This window comes from Leisingera sp. S2M4 (genome assembly GCF_055398055.1).
The window spans coordinates 378590-394971 of the sequence record NZ_AP040862.1 but is presented as its reverse complement, the minus strand read 5'-3'; the positions used below and the strand labels follow the sequence as shown (position 1 = coordinate 394971).

At 62.5% G+C, this 16382-nt stretch carries 14 protein-coding genes; 7 read left to right on the top strand and 7 right to left on the bottom strand.

Annotated elements, in window-relative coordinates:
• The first annotated feature begins 1 nt into the window (after window position 1).
• From ACZ52D_RS18115 to ACZ52D_RS18090, 6 genes are all read left to right on the top strand, one after another.
• Window positions 2-769 (top strand): SDR family NAD(P)-dependent oxidoreductase, encoded by a 768-nt coding sequence (locus tag ACZ52D_RS18115; RefSeq protein ID WP_464443235.1) that lies wholly within the window; start codon window positions 2-4, stop codon window positions 767-769.
• Window positions 769-1788: a LacI family DNA-binding transcriptional regulator gene (locus tag ACZ52D_RS18110; RefSeq protein ID WP_464443234.1), complete on the top strand. Its 1020-nt coding sequence runs from the start codon at window positions 769-771 to the stop codon at window positions 1786-1788. The genes ACZ52D_RS18115 and ACZ52D_RS18110 overlap by 1 nt, the downstream gene beginning before the upstream one ends.
• On the top strand, window positions 1785-2759 hold the full coding sequence (locus tag ACZ52D_RS18105; RefSeq protein WP_464443233.1) for a nuclear transport factor 2 family protein: 975 nt from the start codon (window positions 1785-1787) through the stop codon (window positions 2757-2759). The genes ACZ52D_RS18110 and ACZ52D_RS18105 overlap by 4 nt, the downstream gene beginning before the upstream one ends.
• A 157-nt stretch (window positions 2760-2916) precedes the next feature.
• The gene (locus ACZ52D_RS18100) at window positions 2917-3876 is read left to right on the top strand and encodes a cupin domain-containing protein (protein WP_464443231.1); all 960 of its coding nucleotides are present in this window, start codon (window positions 2917-2919) and stop codon (window positions 3874-3876) included.
• A gap of 58 nt (window positions 3877-3934) precedes the next feature.
• Window positions 3935-4627 (top strand): alpha/beta fold hydrolase, encoded by a 693-nt coding sequence (locus ACZ52D_RS18095; protein WP_464443230.1) that lies wholly within the window; start codon window positions 3935-3937, stop codon window positions 4625-4627.
• Complete coding sequence (locus ACZ52D_RS18090; protein ID WP_464443229.1) at window positions 4627-5322, top strand: RraA family protein; 696 nt, start codon at window positions 4627-4629, stop codon at window positions 5320-5322. The genes ACZ52D_RS18095 and ACZ52D_RS18090 overlap by 1 nt, the downstream gene beginning before the upstream one ends.
• Window positions 5323-5403: 81 nt before the next feature.
• Here ACZ52D_RS18090 and hutU read toward each other — a convergent pair whose 3' ends face one another.
• From hutU to repA, 7 genes are all read right to left on the bottom strand, one after another.
• Window positions 5404-7086, bottom strand: coding sequence for a urocanate hydratase (hutU, locus tag ACZ52D_RS18085; RefSeq protein ID WP_464443228.1), 1683 nt, complete (start codon window positions 7084-7086; stop codon window positions 5404-5406).
• Window positions 7083-7868 (bottom strand): N-formylglutamate deformylase, encoded by a 786-nt coding sequence (gene hutG, locus ACZ52D_RS18080; protein WP_464443227.1) that lies wholly within the window; start codon window positions 7866-7868, stop codon window positions 7083-7085. Before hutG ends, hutU begins: the two co-directional genes overlap by 4 nt.
• Window positions 7865-9388 (bottom strand): histidine ammonia-lyase, encoded by a 1524-nt coding sequence (gene hutH, locus ACZ52D_RS18075; protein WP_464443226.1) that lies wholly within the window; start codon window positions 9386-9388, stop codon window positions 7865-7867. The genes hutG and hutH overlap by 4 nt, the downstream gene beginning before the upstream one ends.
• Complete coding sequence (gene hutI / locus ACZ52D_RS18070; RefSeq protein ID WP_464443591.1) at window positions 9385-10605, bottom strand: imidazolonepropionase; 1221 nt, start codon at window positions 10603-10605, stop codon at window positions 9385-9387. The genes hutH and hutI overlap by 4 nt, the downstream gene beginning before the upstream one ends.
• A gap of 310 nt (window positions 10606-10915) precedes the next feature.
• A complete protein-coding gene (gene repC, locus ACZ52D_RS18065; protein WP_464443225.1) occupies window positions 10916-12079 on the bottom strand; it encodes a plasmid replication protein RepC in 1164 nt (387 codons plus the stop codon).
• A gap of 192 nt (window positions 12080-12271) precedes the next feature.
• Window positions 12272-13249, bottom strand: a complete 978-nt coding sequence (repB, locus tag ACZ52D_RS18060) for a plasmid partitioning protein RepB (protein WP_464443224.1) — start codon at window positions 13247-13249, stop codon at window positions 12272-12274.
• Entirely contained in the window at window positions 13249-14424 is a 1176-nt protein-coding gene (gene repA, locus ACZ52D_RS18055; RefSeq protein WP_222455461.1) for a plasmid partitioning protein RepA, read from the bottom strand. The genes repB and repA overlap by 1 nt, the downstream gene beginning before the upstream one ends.
• Before the next feature lie 609 nt (window positions 14425-15033).
• On the opposite strand from repA, the gene ACZ52D_RS18050 reads away from it, so the two are divergent.
• Window positions 15034-16377 (top strand): Na(+)-translocating NADH-quinone reductase subunit A, encoded by a 1344-nt coding sequence (locus ACZ52D_RS18050; RefSeq protein ID WP_464443223.1) that lies wholly within the window; start codon window positions 15034-15036, stop codon window positions 16375-16377.
• The last annotated feature ends 5 nt before the right edge of the window (window positions 16378-16382 follow it).

Below are 16382 nucleotides of genomic sequence, written 5' to 3'. Positions count from 1 at the left end.
CATGTCCACCTTCCCCAGCACTCCCAGTTTCAGCCTTGAAGGCAAGAATGCCCTGATCGCCGGCGCCTCGTCGGGGATCGGAATGGCCTGCGCCGTTGCATTGGCTGAACACGGTGCTGAGGTCACCCTTGCAGCGCGTCGAACGGAGGCGCTGCAAGACATCGCGGCAGAAATGACCGCACGCGGCTGGAAAGCACGCGTACTGCAGCTGGATGTCGCGGATGTCGAGGCAACGGCAGAAGCTGTCGCCGAAAATGACCCCTTTGACATCCTAGTGAACTCCGCCGGCCTTGCCCGCCACGGCAAGGCCGTGGAGACCGCGCCGGAGGATTTCGACGCGGTGATGGGCGTCAACGTCCGCGGCGCCTACTTCCTGACACAGGCCGTGGCCAAGGGGCTGATCGCAGCGGGCCGTCCCGGTTCGCTCATCAACATCTCCAGCCAGATGGGCCACGTCGGCGGGCGCGAGCGCGCCGTCTATTGCGCATCGAAATTCGCGGTCGAAGGCTTCACCAAGGCAATGGCGCTGGAATTCGGACCCGCGAAGATCCGCGTCAACACGGTCTGCCCGACCTTCATCCTCACCGATCTCACCCGGCCGACGTTTGACGATCCGGAAAAACGCGCCTGGGTGCTGGACAAGATCAAGCTGGGCCGCCCGGGCGAGGTCGAGGACATCATGGGCGCGGTGGTCTACCTCGCGTCGGATGCCGCCAGCCTCGTCACTGGCACGGCGCTGATGGTCGACGGAGGTTGGACGGCAGACTGATGGCAACGAGCAAGGTCACCTCACTGGACGTTGCCCGCCTTGCGGGTGTCAGCCAATCCGCGGTCAGCCGGGTGTTCACCCCCGGTGCCTCGGCTTCCAAGAAGACCATCGAAAAGGTCCGCAAGGCAGCCGAGCAACTGGGCTACCGGCCCAATGTTCTGGCCCGCGCCATGGTCTCCGGCAAAAGTGGCATCATCGGGCTGGTGGTGGCCTATCTCAACAACCAGTACTACCCCGAAGCGCTGGAAAAACTGACCAATGCCTTGCAGGAGCGCGGCTATCACGTGCTCGTCTTCCTCGCCTCCCACTCTGCGGGCAACATCGACACGGTGGTTGACGAAATCCTGGATTTCCAGGTCGACGGTATCATCGCCGCCTCGGTTGCGCTGTCCTCGGATCTCTCCGCCCGCTGCCAGGCGGCGGGCGTGCCGATGGTGCTGTTCAACCGGGCTCAGGACGATCCCTCGATGTCGGCGGTGACCTCCGACAATATCGCGGGCGGCCGCAAGGCGGCGGAATTCCTTCTGGCAGGCGGCCACAAGAAAATCGGTTATATCGCCGGTTGGGAAGGCGCGTCGACCCAGCGTGACCGCGAGGCGGGGTTTCTTGCCGCCCTGCAAGCCGCGGGCATGCCGCTGCACGCCCGCGAGGTCGGCAACTTCGTCACCGAAGAGACACAGAAAGCCACCCGCCGCATGTTCGCGCAGGATCCGCCCGATGCGGTGTTCGTCGCCAACGACCACATGGCGATCACGGTGATGGACACGCTGCGTTTTGAACTGGGCCTGCGAGTGCCCGAGGACGTCTCGGTCATCGGCTACGACGATGTGACCGTCGCCGCCTGGCCCACCTACAACCTCACCACCGTGCGGCAGCCCGCCAACCGCATGGTGGCCGAAACCGTCGACATCATCCTGGCCAAGATCGAGGACGCCGAAGTGCGCCCGCGCCGGGTCGAGATCGACGGCCCACTTATTGTTCGCGGCTCCGCCCGCATACCTGAAGGATGGAAGACATGAAGGGATTTGACCCCAAGTTCAAGGATTTCCCCGATTACATCATTGGCATTACCAAAGAGATCTGGGAAGACCGCGGCATCGCCACGCTGCACGACTACTACGCGCCGGACATCGTTGTACGCTCGCCTGCCTCGGTGGTGGTCGGCAACCAGGGCGTGATCGCCGCCACCATGGCGACGCTGGCCGAGTTCCCCGACCGTACCCTTCTGGGCGAGGACGTGATCTGGTCCGGCACACCCGAAGAGGGCATGCTGTCCTCGCACCGCCTGCTCTCCACCGCGACCCACCTGGGTGATGGTGTCTATGGCAAGGCCACCGGCAAAAAGCTCACCTACAGGATCATTGCCGACTGCCATGCGATCAACAATCAGATCAACGATGAATGGCTGATCCGCGACCAGGGCGCCATCGTGCGGCAGATGGGCTGGGACCCCAAGGACTACGCCCGCGACCTGATCGCGCGCGAGGGCGGGCCGGACAACTGCGTGCAGCCCTACACCCCGGCCAATGATCAGCCCGGCCCCTACAAGGGCCATGGCAATGACAACGAATGGGGTCAGAAATACGCCGATATCCTGACCCGGATCATGAATGCCGACATGCGCGTAATCGAAAGCGAATACGACCGCGCGGTACAGTCGGAATATCCCGGCGGCAGCACCGGCCACAGCTTTGGCCCGGTGGACCGCTTCTGGATGGGGCTGCGCGCCGCTTTCCCGAACGCCGAGTTCAAGATCCACCACCAGATCGGCCGCGACGACCCGATGATGCCGCCGCGCGCCGCGCTGCGCTGGACATTGCATGGCAAGCACGACGGCTGGGGCGCCTTTGGCAAGCCGACCGGCGCCGAGGTGTTTGTGCTGGGCGCCAGCCATGCCGAGTTCGGCCCCTGGGGCCTGCGCCGCGAGTACACGCTGTTCGACGAAACCTCGGTCTGGAAACAGATCCTGCTGCAGACGGGCGATCTCTGAATGAGGCCCGGTGCCTCTCCTCTGGACGCCAGCGAGGCGGCGCGGCGGTTTCACACCCACCGCGCCAGCCTGCGCGCCCGGCGGCTGAACAACCGCCCGCCCGGGCGTGCGGTCTGAACCCGCTGCACTCAACCCGGATTTCAAGAGGATACCAGACATGACCACACTTCAGGACCGCATCGTCCGCTACGGCGAGCTGAAGCCCTGCAAAACCGCCTTCATCGACGCCCACACGCCGGGCTCCGATCAGAAGGAAAACTTCACCATCATCGGCGGCGGCGTCAGCGAAAGCCCCGATCAGCACGTCCACATCACCGACCAGATCGGATTCAACATTGGCGCGGCCGGCCAGCCGCCGAAATGCCGCAACTCGCTGCACAGCCACACCACGGCCGAGGTCTTCTTCGTGCTGAAGGGGCGCTGGCGCTTCTTCTGGGGCCGCCATGGTGACGCAGGCGAATTCATCGCCGAGGAAGGCGACATCTTCAACATCCCCACCGGCATCTTCCGCGGCTTTGAAAACGTTGGCACCGATTACGGGATGATCATGGCAATCCTCGGCGGCGACGATGCCGGCGGCGGTGTGACCTGGGCTCCCCAGGTGATCGAGGAAGCCAGCGCTCATGGGCTGGTGCTGGGCGAAAACGGCGTGCTCTACGACAGCAAGAAGGGGCAGAACCTGCCTGATGGCATCAAGCCGATGCCGCTGCTGACCGAGGAACAGCTGAAGGCCTACCCGGAGGTGCCGGTGGAGAACGTGGTGCGCGACTACGTGGCGCGCTACTGGGACCTGATGGCGCTGGCAGCCAAAAAGCCCGCCAAGGTGATCGGCGCGGACGGGCTGCTGAAGGACCGTCCGGGCTTCGAGGTCGAATTCCTGACCCGCGGGTCGCTGGATGGCACCCCGGTGGCCTGCGAAAAGCCCAATGTGCTGATGCCGGTGCGCGGCCACTGGCAGCTGCGCACCGAGGGGCTCGACACCATCCTCAACCCCGGCGACACCGCGCTGCTGCTGCCCGGCGAGAGCTATCAGCTCGAACCGTCGATGACCGGCGAAGCCAGCCTCTACCGCGTGGTCGCAACCGACGATCCGGCCGGCGCCACCTGGCAAGGCTGACCTCGCGCGGGGTGGCCTTCGGGCTGCCCCGCACCACCGCCCCTTCGGAGGAGACCGGATGACCTCGCTTGTTCTGGTTCCGGGCATGATGTGTGACGCCCGGCTTTTCACCCCGCAGATCGCAGCGTTTTCCGCTCATCACGAGCTGCATCTCGCGACTTTGACGCAGCCCGGCAGCATCAGCGACAAGGCGCGCGCCATTCTCGACACTGCGCCGCCGCGTTTTGCCCTGTGCGGCCTGTCGATGGGCGGCATCGTCGCAATGGAAATTCTGCGCCAGGCACCTGACCGGGTCAGCCATCTTGCGCTTCTGGACACCAACCCGCTGGCCGAGAAGGATGAGGTCAAGGAACGCCGCCAGCCGCAGATGGCAGAGGTGCGCGCGGGCGGGCTGGCTTCGGTGATGCAGCAGCAGGTCATGCCCAACTACCTGTCGCCGTCACATGAGCTGCCGGAGGTTCTGGACCTCTGCCTGGACATGGCGCTGGCGCTTGGGCCGGATGTGTTTCTGGACCAGTCCGAAGCGCTTATGGCCCGGCCCGACCAGACCGAAACGCTCGCCTCGGCCGATCTGCCTGCCCTGGTGCTGTGCGGCCGTGACGACCAGCTGTGCCCCTTGGAACGGCATGAGCTGATGGCCGGGCTGATCCCCGGCGCGACACTGGAAATCATCGAGGGCGCGGGTCATCTGACCACGCTCGAACAGCCCGAACACACCAATGCAGCGCTGGCGCGCTGGCTGGAGGCCTGATGGACGCTTCGCTTCTGAAACTGCTGAAATCCGTCGACACACCGACCGTCTGCAACGCCATCGAGGTGGCGCAGGGCAAGCGCGGCTTCGATGCCTTCACCCGCGGCACCATGCTGTGTTCCGACCCGGATGCCGGGGCGATGGTCGGCTACGCGCGCACCGCCAAGATTGCCGCCGTGAACCCTCCGGAGGAACCGCCGGAGGTGATCCGCAAGCGCCGGATGGAATACTACCGGCACATGGCCACGGCCTCCGGCCCTGCCGTCACCGTGGTCGAGGATCTGGATTACCCCGAGTGCATCGGCGCGTACTGGGGGGAGATCAACACCACCGTCCACAAGGGCTTTGGCATCAGCGGCGCCCTGACCAACGGCGTGATGCGCGATCTTGGCGACCTGCCCGAGGACTTCCCGGTCGTGGCCGGGTCCATCGGCCCCAGCCACGGTTTCGTGCACGTGCGCGAGGTCGCAACCTCTGTTTCCATTTTTGGACTGACCATCCATGACGGCGATCTGGTGCATGCCGACCGCCATGGCGCATTGGTGATCCCGCCCGAGGTGGTGCCAGACCTCGAACAGGCGATTCAGAAACTTCTGGAGACCGAAAAACTGGTGTTGGAGCCAGCCCGCCAACCCGGTTTCGATTTTGATGCCTTTGAGCGTGCCTGGCAGGCCTTTGAGGCTGCGCGCACCTGAACCTCAACGGAACACGCGCTGGCCAATCACGACCAGCGAGGCTGAAGCCCGGTTCGGGCTTCAGCCTTTTCTTTTTTAGCGTCAGTCGAGGATGGCAGGCAGGTTCAGCCCATGCTCGCGCGCGCAATCCTTGGCGATGTCATAGCCCGCATCGGCGTGCCGCATCACCCCCGTTGCCGGGTCATTCCACAGCACACGCTCGATACGGCGTGCGGCATCATCAGAACCGTCACAGCAGATCACCACACCGGAGTGCTGCGAGAAGCCCATGCCAACACCGCCGCCATGATGCAACGACACCCAGGTGGCGCCGGACGCGGTGTTCAAGAGCGCGTTCAGCAGCGGCCAGTCGGACACGGCATCCGAGCCGTCCATCATTGCTTCGGTCTCGCGGTTCGGCGACGCCACCGAACCCGAGTCCAGATGGTCGCGGCCGATCACAACCGGCGCCTTCAGCTCGCCATTCTTGACCATCTCGTTGAAGGCCAGACCAGCCTTGTGGCGGTCGCCCAGACCGATCCAGCAGATCCGCGCCGGCAGGCCCTGGAAGGCAATCCGCTCCTGCGCCATGTCCAGCCAGCGGTGCAGCCCCTCGTTTTCGGGGAACAGCTCCTTCATCTTGGCGTCGGTCTTCTTGATGTCCTCCGGATCACCCGACAGAGCCGCCCAGCGGAACGGGCCGATGCCGCGGCAGAACAGCGGGCGGATGTAGGCGGGCACAAAGCCGGGGAAGTCGAAGGCGTTTTCCAGCCCCTCCTCCAGCGCCATCTGGCGGATGTTGTTGCCGTAATCGACGGTGGGAATTCCCATCGCGTGGAAGTCGCACATCGCCTTGACCTGCACCTTCATCGAGGCACGCGCGGCCTTCTCGACCGCTTTCTTGTCGGTCTCGCGCTTTTCCTTCCACTCGGCCATGGTCCAGCCCTGCGGCAGATATCCGTTCACCGGGTCATGGGCCGAGGTCTGGTCCGTCACGATATCAGGCCGGATGCCGCCCGCCTTGGCGCGCTCCACCAGCTCGGCAAAGACATCTGCCGCGTTGCCCAGAAGACCGACGGATTTCGCCTCGCCCGCCTTGGTCCAGCGCTCGATCATCTCCAGCGCTTCGTCCAGGGTTTCGGCCTTCTCATCGAGGTACTTGGTGCGCAGGCGGAAATCGATGGAATCCGGGTTGCACTCGACTGCCAGACAGCAGGCACCGGCAAAGACAGCCGCCAGCGGCTGCGCCCCACCCATGCCGCCCAGACCACCGGTCAGGATCCATTTGCCTTTGAGATCGCCGCCGTAATGCTGACGGCCGGCCTCTGCAAAGGTCTCATAGGTGCCCTGCACGATGCCTTGGGTGCCGATGTAGATCCAGGAGCCAGCGGTCATCTGGCCGTACATCATCAGACCCTTCTTATCGAGCTCGTTGAAGTGATCCCAGTTGGCCCAATGCGGAACAAGGTTGGAGTTGGCGATCAGCACGCGGGGCGCGTCCTTGTGGGTCTGGAAGACGCCGACGGGCTTGCCGGACTGCACCATCAGGGTCTGGTCTTCCTCCAGGTTCTTCAGGCTTTCGACGATCATGTCGAAATCCTTCCAGGTGCGCGCGGCGCGGCCGATGCCGCCGTATACCACCAGTTCATGCGGGTTTTCCGCCACATCCGGGTGCAGGTTGTTCATCATCATCCGCAGTGGCGCTTCGGTCATCCAGGACTTGGCGTTCAGCTCAGGGCCGGTAGGCGGGAAAATGTCGCGGGTGTTTTTGCGGGGATCGCTCATGCTGCGGGCCTCCAGTTTTTGAGATCAGTCAGAATTTGGTTGAGATGGGCGCGCAGTTTGTCTGCGCGCTCGGGAAGATAGGACCAGGGCGGGCTTTCCTGGCAGTAGGTCGCCTGCGCCAGCTCCATCTGGATCGCGTGCAGGCCCTCCGCCGGGCGGCCATAGTGGCGCGTGGTCCAGCCGCCCTTGAAACGGCCGTTCAGCACCGAGGTATAGCCCTCTGCCGCTTCGCAGCGGGCCACGGTCATCGCCTCAATCGCGGGATCGCAGGTCGCGCCCATGTTGGTGCCGATGCTGAAATCCGGCAGCCGCCCCTCGAACAGGAACGGAATGTCACCCCGGATCGAATGGCAATCGTACAGGATGGCAAAGCCGTGGATTGCCTTTACCCGCTCCAGCTCAGCCGCCAGCGCGGCGTGATAAAGCGCGTGATAGGTCTCGCGGCGACGGGTGATCTCCGCCTCGTCCGGTTCCTGCCCATCAAGCCAGATCGGCAGCCCGTCGAAATCGGTGAGCGGCACAAGCGTCGTGGTGTTCTGTCCCGGATACAGGCTGGCACCGGCCGGGTCTCGATTGACGTCGATCACATAGCGATGGATGGGCGTGCGCACCGTGGTCACGTCGTCCGTCAAACCATCGTAAAGATCATGGATATGCCAGTCAGTGTCCGCCAGAGCGCGGCCGGTCTCATTCAGGCGCTCCCAAACCTCTGGCGGCACATCGGTGCCGGTGTGGGGCAGTCCCAAAACCAGCGGCGAGTTACCTTTGCGAATTTCGATCATGCCGCAACCTCCACGCCAGCCGCTGCCGCAACACGTCCCTCGCGGACCATGGCGCTGGCGGCCTCGATATCCGGCGCCAGATAGCGGTCATCCCCCAGCGGCGGAATGTCGGCGCGCAGCAGCCCCAAGACATCCTGCAACCGCTCGGAGGTCTGCAACGGCGCGCGGGCCTCAACACCTTGTGCGGCGCACAGCATTTCAACGCCGAGGATGACCGACAGGTTGGCAGTCATCTTGGCCAGCCGCAGCGCACCATGAGCAGCCATCGAGACGTGGTCCTCCTGGTTGGCGGATGTCGGAGTGGAATCCGTCACGCAAGGATTGGCCAGATGCTTGTTCTCGCTCATCAGCGCGGCGGTGGTCACCTCGGCAATCATGAAGCCCGAGTTCAGCCCCGGGTTGGGTGTCAGGAACGGCGGCAGGTCATGGCTCAACGTCGGGTCCACCATCAGCGCCACCCGGCGCTGCGCAATCGCGCCGATCTCGGCCAATGCCAACGCGATCTGATCGGCCGCAAAGCCCACGTATTCCGCATGGAAGTTGCCGCCCGACACGATGCGCCCCTCGTCCACCAGAACCAGCGGATTGTCGGTGACGGCATTTGCCTCGATCTCCAGTGTCTTGGCAGCCATCCGCAGCACGTCCAACGCCGCACCCACAACCTGCGGTTGACAACGGATGCAATAGGGATCCTGCACGCGGCTGTCGCCTTCGCGATGGCTTTCCCGGATTTCCGATCCAGCCATGATGGCACGCATCTCGCGCGCCACATCGATCTGCCCGGCGTGACCGCGCAACGTGTGAATATCAGCGACCAACGGCGCAGTGGAGCCCATGATCGCATCCGTGCTAAGCGCCGAAATCACGATCGAGGCCTCAGCCATGCGCCAGGCATCAAACAGCCCAGCCAACGCACAGGCCGTGGAAAACTGCGTGCCGTTGATAAGACCCAGCCCCTCTTTCGGACCCAGCTCGATTGGTTGCATTCCGGCCTTCTTCAGCGCCTCCGCACTGGGCATGCGGACGCCCTCATAGGTCGCCTCCCCTGCCCCGATCATCGCGGCCGCCATATGGGCCAACGGTGCCAGGTCGCCCGACGCCCCGACCGAACCCTGCGACGGCACCACCGGCACCACGCCGCGTTCCAGCATCTGCTCGATCTGCTCGATCACCAGCCAGCGTACGCCGGATGCGCCGCGCCCCATGGACAAGAGTTTCAGGGTCATCATCAGCCGCGTCTTGTCTTCTGACAACGGCTCCCCGACCCCACAGCAATGCGACAGGATCAAATTGCGCTGCAGCGTCGCCGTGTCTTCGGGCGCAATCTTGGTCGAGGCCAGCTTGCCGAAGCCCGTGTTGATGCCGTAGACGGCGGTCTCGCCCGCTGCAGCCTCGGCCACCATTCTGGCCGCGGCCTCAACCGGCGCACGGGCGCTGTCGTCCAGCCGCGCCGGGGTCAGGTTGCGATAAACGTCTTGCAGTGTGGCAAGCGTTACCGTTCCGGGGATCATGTTGATCATTGTACGCCCTCATAAATACGGGTGTGAAGCGGATTGAAGCCGATGCGGTAAGCCAGCTCTGGCGGGGTCGCGACATCCCAGATCGCCAGATCCGCGCGCATACCTGCCTTGATTTGGCCTCGGTCCGTCAGTCCCAGCGCACGGGCGGCGTTGCGGGTAACACCTGCCAGGGCTTCTTCCGGTGTCATGCGGAACAGGGTACAGCCCATGTTCATTGTCAGCAGCAAGGACGTGAGCGGAGAAGAGCCAGGGTTGCAATCGGTAGCCAGCGCCATCGGCACGCCGTGCTTGCGGAAGTGCTCGATCGGCGGCATCTGGGTTTCGCGGATGGTGTAGAATGCCCCTGGAAGGATCACCGCGACCGAGCCGCTGTCCGCCATCGCGCGGGCGTCATCCTCGTTGGCGTATTCCACGTGATCGACTGACAATGCGCCATACTGAGCCGCTAGCGCAGTGCCACCCTGATGACTCAGCTGTTCGGCATGCAGTTTCACCGGCAGCCCCAGTTCCTGCGCCACCTTGAACACCCGTTCGATCTGCGCTGGGGCGAAGGCGATGTTTTCGCAGAAACCGTCGACCGCATCGATGAGACCCTCGGCATGGGCTGCGCGGAGGGCAGGGATACAGACCTCGCCGACGTATTCGTCGTTCCGCCCCTTGAATTCCGTCGGGGTGGCATGGGCGCCAAGAAAGGTTGTCTTGATGGTCACCGGACGCAATTGGCCCAAACGGCGGGCGGCGCGCAGCATGTTCAACTCGGTCTCAAGATCCAGCCCGTAGCCGGATTTCACTTCCACGACAGTGGCACCCTCAGCAATCAGCGCATCCAACCGCGGCAGCGCATCGGAAATAAGCTCTTCCAGTGATGCGGTACGGGTTGCCGTCACGGTCGAGACGATGCCGCCCCCTGCCCTCGCGACTTCTTCATAGGACGCGCCGTTCAGGCGCATTTCGAATTCCATCGCGCGGTTGCCGCCAAAGACGATATGCGTGTGGCAGTCGATCAAACCCGGCGTTACCAGCCGTCCGCCGAGATCCCGTTGCGGCCAGTCAAAATTGTCAGCTGACAATTCCGAACGAGGTCCAACCCAGGCAATCTGACCTTGGGAAACAGCAACTGCACCATCCTCGATGAGGCCATAAGGAGCGACGTCACCTTGCGCCGGTTCCACCATCGTTGCCAACCTTGCCCCTGTCAGAACGTAGCTATCCGTCATTTTTTCGCTGGTCACGACACTGCGACTCCCCTGTTGACACGCTCCCCATTAAACTACGAAAAAAAGATGTTATGTCTAGTCATAAAAGTCGTGGTCGAAGTTTGACACGCTGACATCAAGTTTTGGCTCTCAGAGGACGTCCTAAACCGCCTGAAGATGACTACGACGAGCTATTTCGTGTCTCTCTTTTCTGTGTGATCAAGAAGCGCCGACGACAGACCCCCAGAAGTTGTCAGCTGACAATTTGCAAAGCGGCGCATGAGCTAACCATCAGGTAAACGCTTCCCGGGGCAGGCAACCAACTCAGTTGTCAGCTGACATTTGCGGCCGGTCTCTGGTTATGGAGAAGAGACTTCAGCATCGGCACTGAGGAAAATTGACCTTCACGCGCCTTTTGGGCCAAGCGCCGCAAATAGGCACCGGGGCTCCGAATGGTCCCCAACTTCTCCAACATGCAAAGAACGACAGTGGCGGCATGTTTGCGCCCCATAGCAACCCGCGCATCATGTAGCACTGGGCCATCAATTCCCATCATGGGTGTCAGCTTCTCAGCAATCCTGTCGGCATCTTGCCAATTTCTAAGCTCATTAGGGTAGAAATCCTGAACGCCAGGACAGGCTTGAACCAGCGCTGTAAGGTCAAGGGCAGGGGAGTTGGTTTCAATGTCCCATTCTTCTGAGGCCTGAGGGGATGGGTGCATTGCCTTTGTTGTGGCTTTGCAGCTTTCGGAGGCGTCTTCAGAGTCAAAATCATATTTAATTGATTTTTGTATGTGCCGCTCATTTTGGCTGTCTGTGCCGCCCATCTGACCTGTAGTAAATTCATTCGCGGTCGCTTCGTTTGCCGATTGGTAGTGCGCGAGGGCCTGTGAGAGATCGGACACAGCTTGGGCTAGGGCGCTTTCACAAGGTTTGCGACGCAGCAGTTTGCGCACGGCCTCCAGCAACTCGGCAGCGTCGTCCGACGCGACATCCAGAAGCTTTTGGCGCAGAACCGCCACTCGGTCACGAAGGATCGCAAGCTGTTCCGCGCGGTATTGCATGGCCTGGGCGGTGTCATGGATCTGCGTGGCGTGTACGGCGAGGGGGGACAGGTCAAATCCGAAGGCCAGCTGGCAGTTGCCGCTGCTGTGGCGGGCGTAACGCTTGCGGTTCGGGCTGCTGTGACGGCTGATGATGCCCATCTCCACAAGGCGCGCCAGGTGACGCCGCAGTGTGCTTTCAGGCATGCCGTTCAGCCGCTCTGACAGCTTGCGGTTCGAGGGGAACACGATCGCGCTGTGACGCTCCGGGGTGATTTCGCGATTCGGCAGAAATGTCAGCAAGGCCTTGAGCACACCGAGGGTGCGATGGCCAAGGTCAAATTCCGGGGCGGCAACGGTCAAGGCTGCCAGCAGTTCCCACTTGTCATGAGATTCCACTGTCAGGGCACACTGATCCAGCCGCCCAAACGAGGTTTGGGACGCCGTTTTCATGTCATTTTTCACGAAAGGCCAAAAAATACCCACCCCCATGCAACGCATGGAGTTGACAGTCTCAACGGTGAAGGGCTATTCCAAGGGTGCTAAATCTGAGAACGGCCTTCTGGGATGTCATGTCCTGGGGGGCTTTTCTTTTGCCGTCTGTTCGTGCCTCCTGTTTTGGTTTGCTCTGCTCGTCTTTGGTCTTCAGCCGTCGGCCTGGTCTTGCTGCCAGCGATGGTGAAGTTCTTGCAGGATGGTTTCTGCGTTCTCGTCGAACCAGTTCCCGAATCCTGGCGTGTCTTTCTTCGAAATGGTCAGGGTGATGCTCTTGCCTGTGGTTTTCAGCCCGGCCAGCGCGGCTCCGTCATGCGAGTGCAGCGTACGGTTGGTGGCCGGGGCAGGGGTTGGCTTGTCGGGTTGGTTGAGCGCGTCATAGGCCTCTTGCGCGCGCGCCAGAACGGCTTCAAAGCGGCCGTCAGAGTCCAGAGCCTGAAATTCTTCGGATTTGGTGTAAACGGTTGCGCGGATACGGGGGCCTTCTTCCTGAAACAGCTTGACCAGAGTCATCCAGCGTTCGCGTCCGATGCTGGGTGCTGCGCCGATTTCGCGCAGAAAGGGCAGGTCGAATGCCGTGCCCACCTTCAGCATCCGTGATACCATTGGCAGGTCAATCGACAGGGCCGCTGCGATTGTCTGCCGGTCATACCCATCGGCCTGCAGCTGCGCTGCAAAAGAGGCCTTTTCGATGAAGCTGAGGTCGAGGCGCGCGGTGTTTTCCTGTCCCTGCGCCATTACCAGAGCGTGGTCGTCCAGCTGCCGCACCATTGCCTTGACCGGCAGGCCGAGCTGGCGCAGCGCCATCAGGCGGCGGCGGCCATAGACGATTTCGTAGCGCCCTGGTGACTTGGGGTGGGGGCGCAGCAGAACCGGAACCTGCTGGCCATAGGTCTTGAGACTCTCGACCAGTTGTTCATGCGCTTCGCCACCAGTGGACAGGCGGTCCTCGTAGCCAGCATCGTCGATCAGACTGGTGTCGATCTCCTGCACCGCGCTTTCCTGCAACTTGCTCAGTGAGGATTGCAGAGCGCCAACTGCACCACGCGGCATCATCTTGGGCTTTGCCGCAGATGATGCCGGGGTGCTGGGTTTCAGGGCGGAGTTCAGAATTCCTTTGCGTGCCATCAACGCCTCCATGCCTGTTGAAGGAGCGATTCTATCTCGTCGTTGACTTGATTGAGTGAATCGACCGCACGGTCATAGGTTGACCTGTGAAACTGGGATCTTTCGACCTCATAGACGGTTTGCTGGGTCAGGCCGGCGTCGGAGATCGCGGTTGATTTCAGCATCGGCGCGACCATGACCTCTTCGCCGAACAGCTGGCGCATGAAGGCGACCACCTGCTGCTGCGGCCCGTCGTTGGGCTCATAGCGGTTGATGAGAAACCGGAGGAAGTCGAACTCCAGCGCCGCGCCGGCATCAGAGACCACGTCCAGAAGTTCGGCGGCCATTTGCAGGAACTGCGACATCGAGGCGATGTCCAGCATGTTCGGCACGACGGTAATCAACACGCCGGTCGACGCGCAGAGCGCCGACATCGTCAGATAGCCGAGCTGTGGCGGGCAGTCGAAGATGATGACGTCGTAGTCCTGCTCCACTTCCTGCAGCGCAGCCGCCATGCGGGCAAAGAAGGCGGGCTGCACATTGTTCAGCAGCGCCTGTGGTGTTTCGTGCTCGAACTCCTGCAGAATCAGCCCGCCAGGGGCCAGGTCTAGACCGCAGAAATAGGTCTTCTGGATGATCTGGCGCATCGGCACCGGATCGTCATAGCGGATCGCATCATAGATGGTCCCTGTTTCCAGGAAATCGACCTCGGGGCGGTAGCCAAACAGCGTTGTTAGAGACGCCTGTGGGTCAATGTCGACCGCCAGAACCCGATAGCCCTTGAGGGCGAGACGTTGGGCGGTGTGAATCGACGAGGTGGTTTTGCCCGAGCCCCCCTTAAAATTCAGAAACGACAAAACCTGCACCTTGTCGCCCTCGCGGCGACCGCGCAGGTAAGTACCAGGGGTCTTGGCCGCGGCATCCAGGATCTTGCGCATCTCCATGAGGTCCGCAGCGGAGTAGTGACGCCGCCCCCCGGGCGTGGTGTGAACTTCGGGCAGTTTGCCATCGAAATGCAGCTTGCGCAGGAAGCTGGGAGAGATGCCAAGCATCTCAGCCGCTTCGCCCGCGCTGAACAGGCGCAGTTCCTTCCTTGCGTCCGGCGCGAAACTCTGCAGCATGTGGCTTTCGAGGGCCGCGCTGAGGTTTTCCGCGTTCTCGCGGATACGTTGATTTATATGGAGTGCCTCTGCCACCTGCTGCCCTCTCGATAGTAACGCTGTTTTGCGTCAGCGCCTTATTTATCGTTTCTATACGCAATGCCGGCGGGTCGATGCAACAGATTCCTTGATTTTTCAATTGCCAAGCCGCGAGAGCAGTCTCGTCGGGGCTGTCACAGGTGCACGAACAACCTGCGTTAATTGTCTGAAAACACTAAGACAAGCAGTCCGAGTGCGACCCACAGGCGGCGCCTATGAGCATCGGGTGCCGACGAGCGCGCGTGCGAATTTGTCCCGTGCAGGCGAATCAAGCGGCGGCCGCGAGTGTGGGGCAGGGGTGGGCGCAAAACGGGGCCATTAACAGGAGTGGCCTCGACAGAGGCCAAGGATGTGCGGCGCGCTACCGACGCCTTCGAGGCGCGGCAAACTGGCCCGTTTGCGGCGAAGTCTGTGGAAAACACGTCCTATCAGGGCGCGAACCCTTGCCATTCGGCGGCAAATTTGATTCGAGTGCGCGCGGGAAAAAAGGCCCGGCACCGCTGCGTTGCGTCGACCATGACCAATGCCGGCGTTTTCTTTGTCTCGACCGCCGGAAACAGATAAGAACCGCCACGGGAATCGGCCTCGGAAGGACGTAAGCCAGATATGAAAACATTTAACTTGAGGAAGGGGCTGGATCTGCCGGTGACAGGCGCACCGGAACAGACCATCCAACCGGGCCCGGCCATCACGTCGGTGGCGGTGCTGGGACCGGATTACCTAGGGCTGAAGCCGCGCATGCTGGTACAGGAAGGCGACGAAGTGCGCCGCGGCACGCCGTTGTTCTGCCACAAGGACGCAGAAGCCGCGATGATGGTGGCGCCGCTGACCGGCAAGGTCGTGGCGATCAATCGCGGCGCGCGCCGAGTGTTGCAGAGCGTGGTGATCGCGGCCACCGACGCCGAGGATGCGGGCGTCGATTTCTCCGCCACCGGCACTGCCGACAGTGCCGAAGGCCTGACGGAGAAGCTTTGCGCCGCGGGTCTGTGGACCTCCTTCCGCACGCGCCCCTATTCGAAGATGCCGCAGCCGGGCAGCAAACCCAACGCGATCTTCGTGACCGCAATGGATTCCGAACCGCTGGCTGCCGATGCCGCGGTGATTATCAATGACGCGGCCGATGCGTTCGAAACCGGCTTGAAAGCGATCACGCTGCTGACCGAGGGCACAACCTTCCTGTGCCAGAAGGCAGGCGACAGCATTCCCGGCGGCGACATCGCAGGCGTCGAAGCTGCGGCCTTCTCCGGTCCGCATCCCTCGGGTCTGGCGGGCACGCACATCCACTTCCTGCACCCGCTGCAGGCGGAGGATGAAGTCTGGACGATTTCCTACCAGGACGTGATCGCGATCGGCCGCCTGCTGCAGACCGGTCATCTCGACCCGTCGCGAGTGGTAGCGCTGGCCGGTCCGGCCGCCCGCAATCCGCGGCTGGTCCGCACCGTAATGGGGGCCGCGATCGATGAGCTGACTCGCGGCGAGATCTCGGTGGACGGTCCCGTTCGGGTCATCTCCGGTTCGATCCTGTCGGGTCGTGAGGCCGCCGGGCCGCTGGCCTATCTGGGTCGCTTCGCCCGCCAGGTTGCCCTGATCGAGGAAGACCGCAAGCAGATTCCGCTGGGCTGGATCCGTCCGATGGCCAGCAAATTTGCCGTGCAACCGGTGCTTGGCTCGGCGTTGTCGCGCAAATTGTTCAACTTGACCAGCAACCTCAACGGCGGTCGCCGTGCGATGGTGCCCACCGGCACTTTCGAACAGCTGATGCCGCAGGACTACCTGCCGACGCAGCTGCTGCGCGCGCTGCTGGTCATGGACACCGATACCGCACAGGCGCTGGGTGCGCTGGAGCTGGACGAGGAAGACATGGGCCTCGTCGGCTTTGCCTGCCCGGCCAAGTACGAATACGGGCTCGCGCTGCGCGACTGCCTGACCAAGATTGAAAAGGAGGGCTGAGCCGG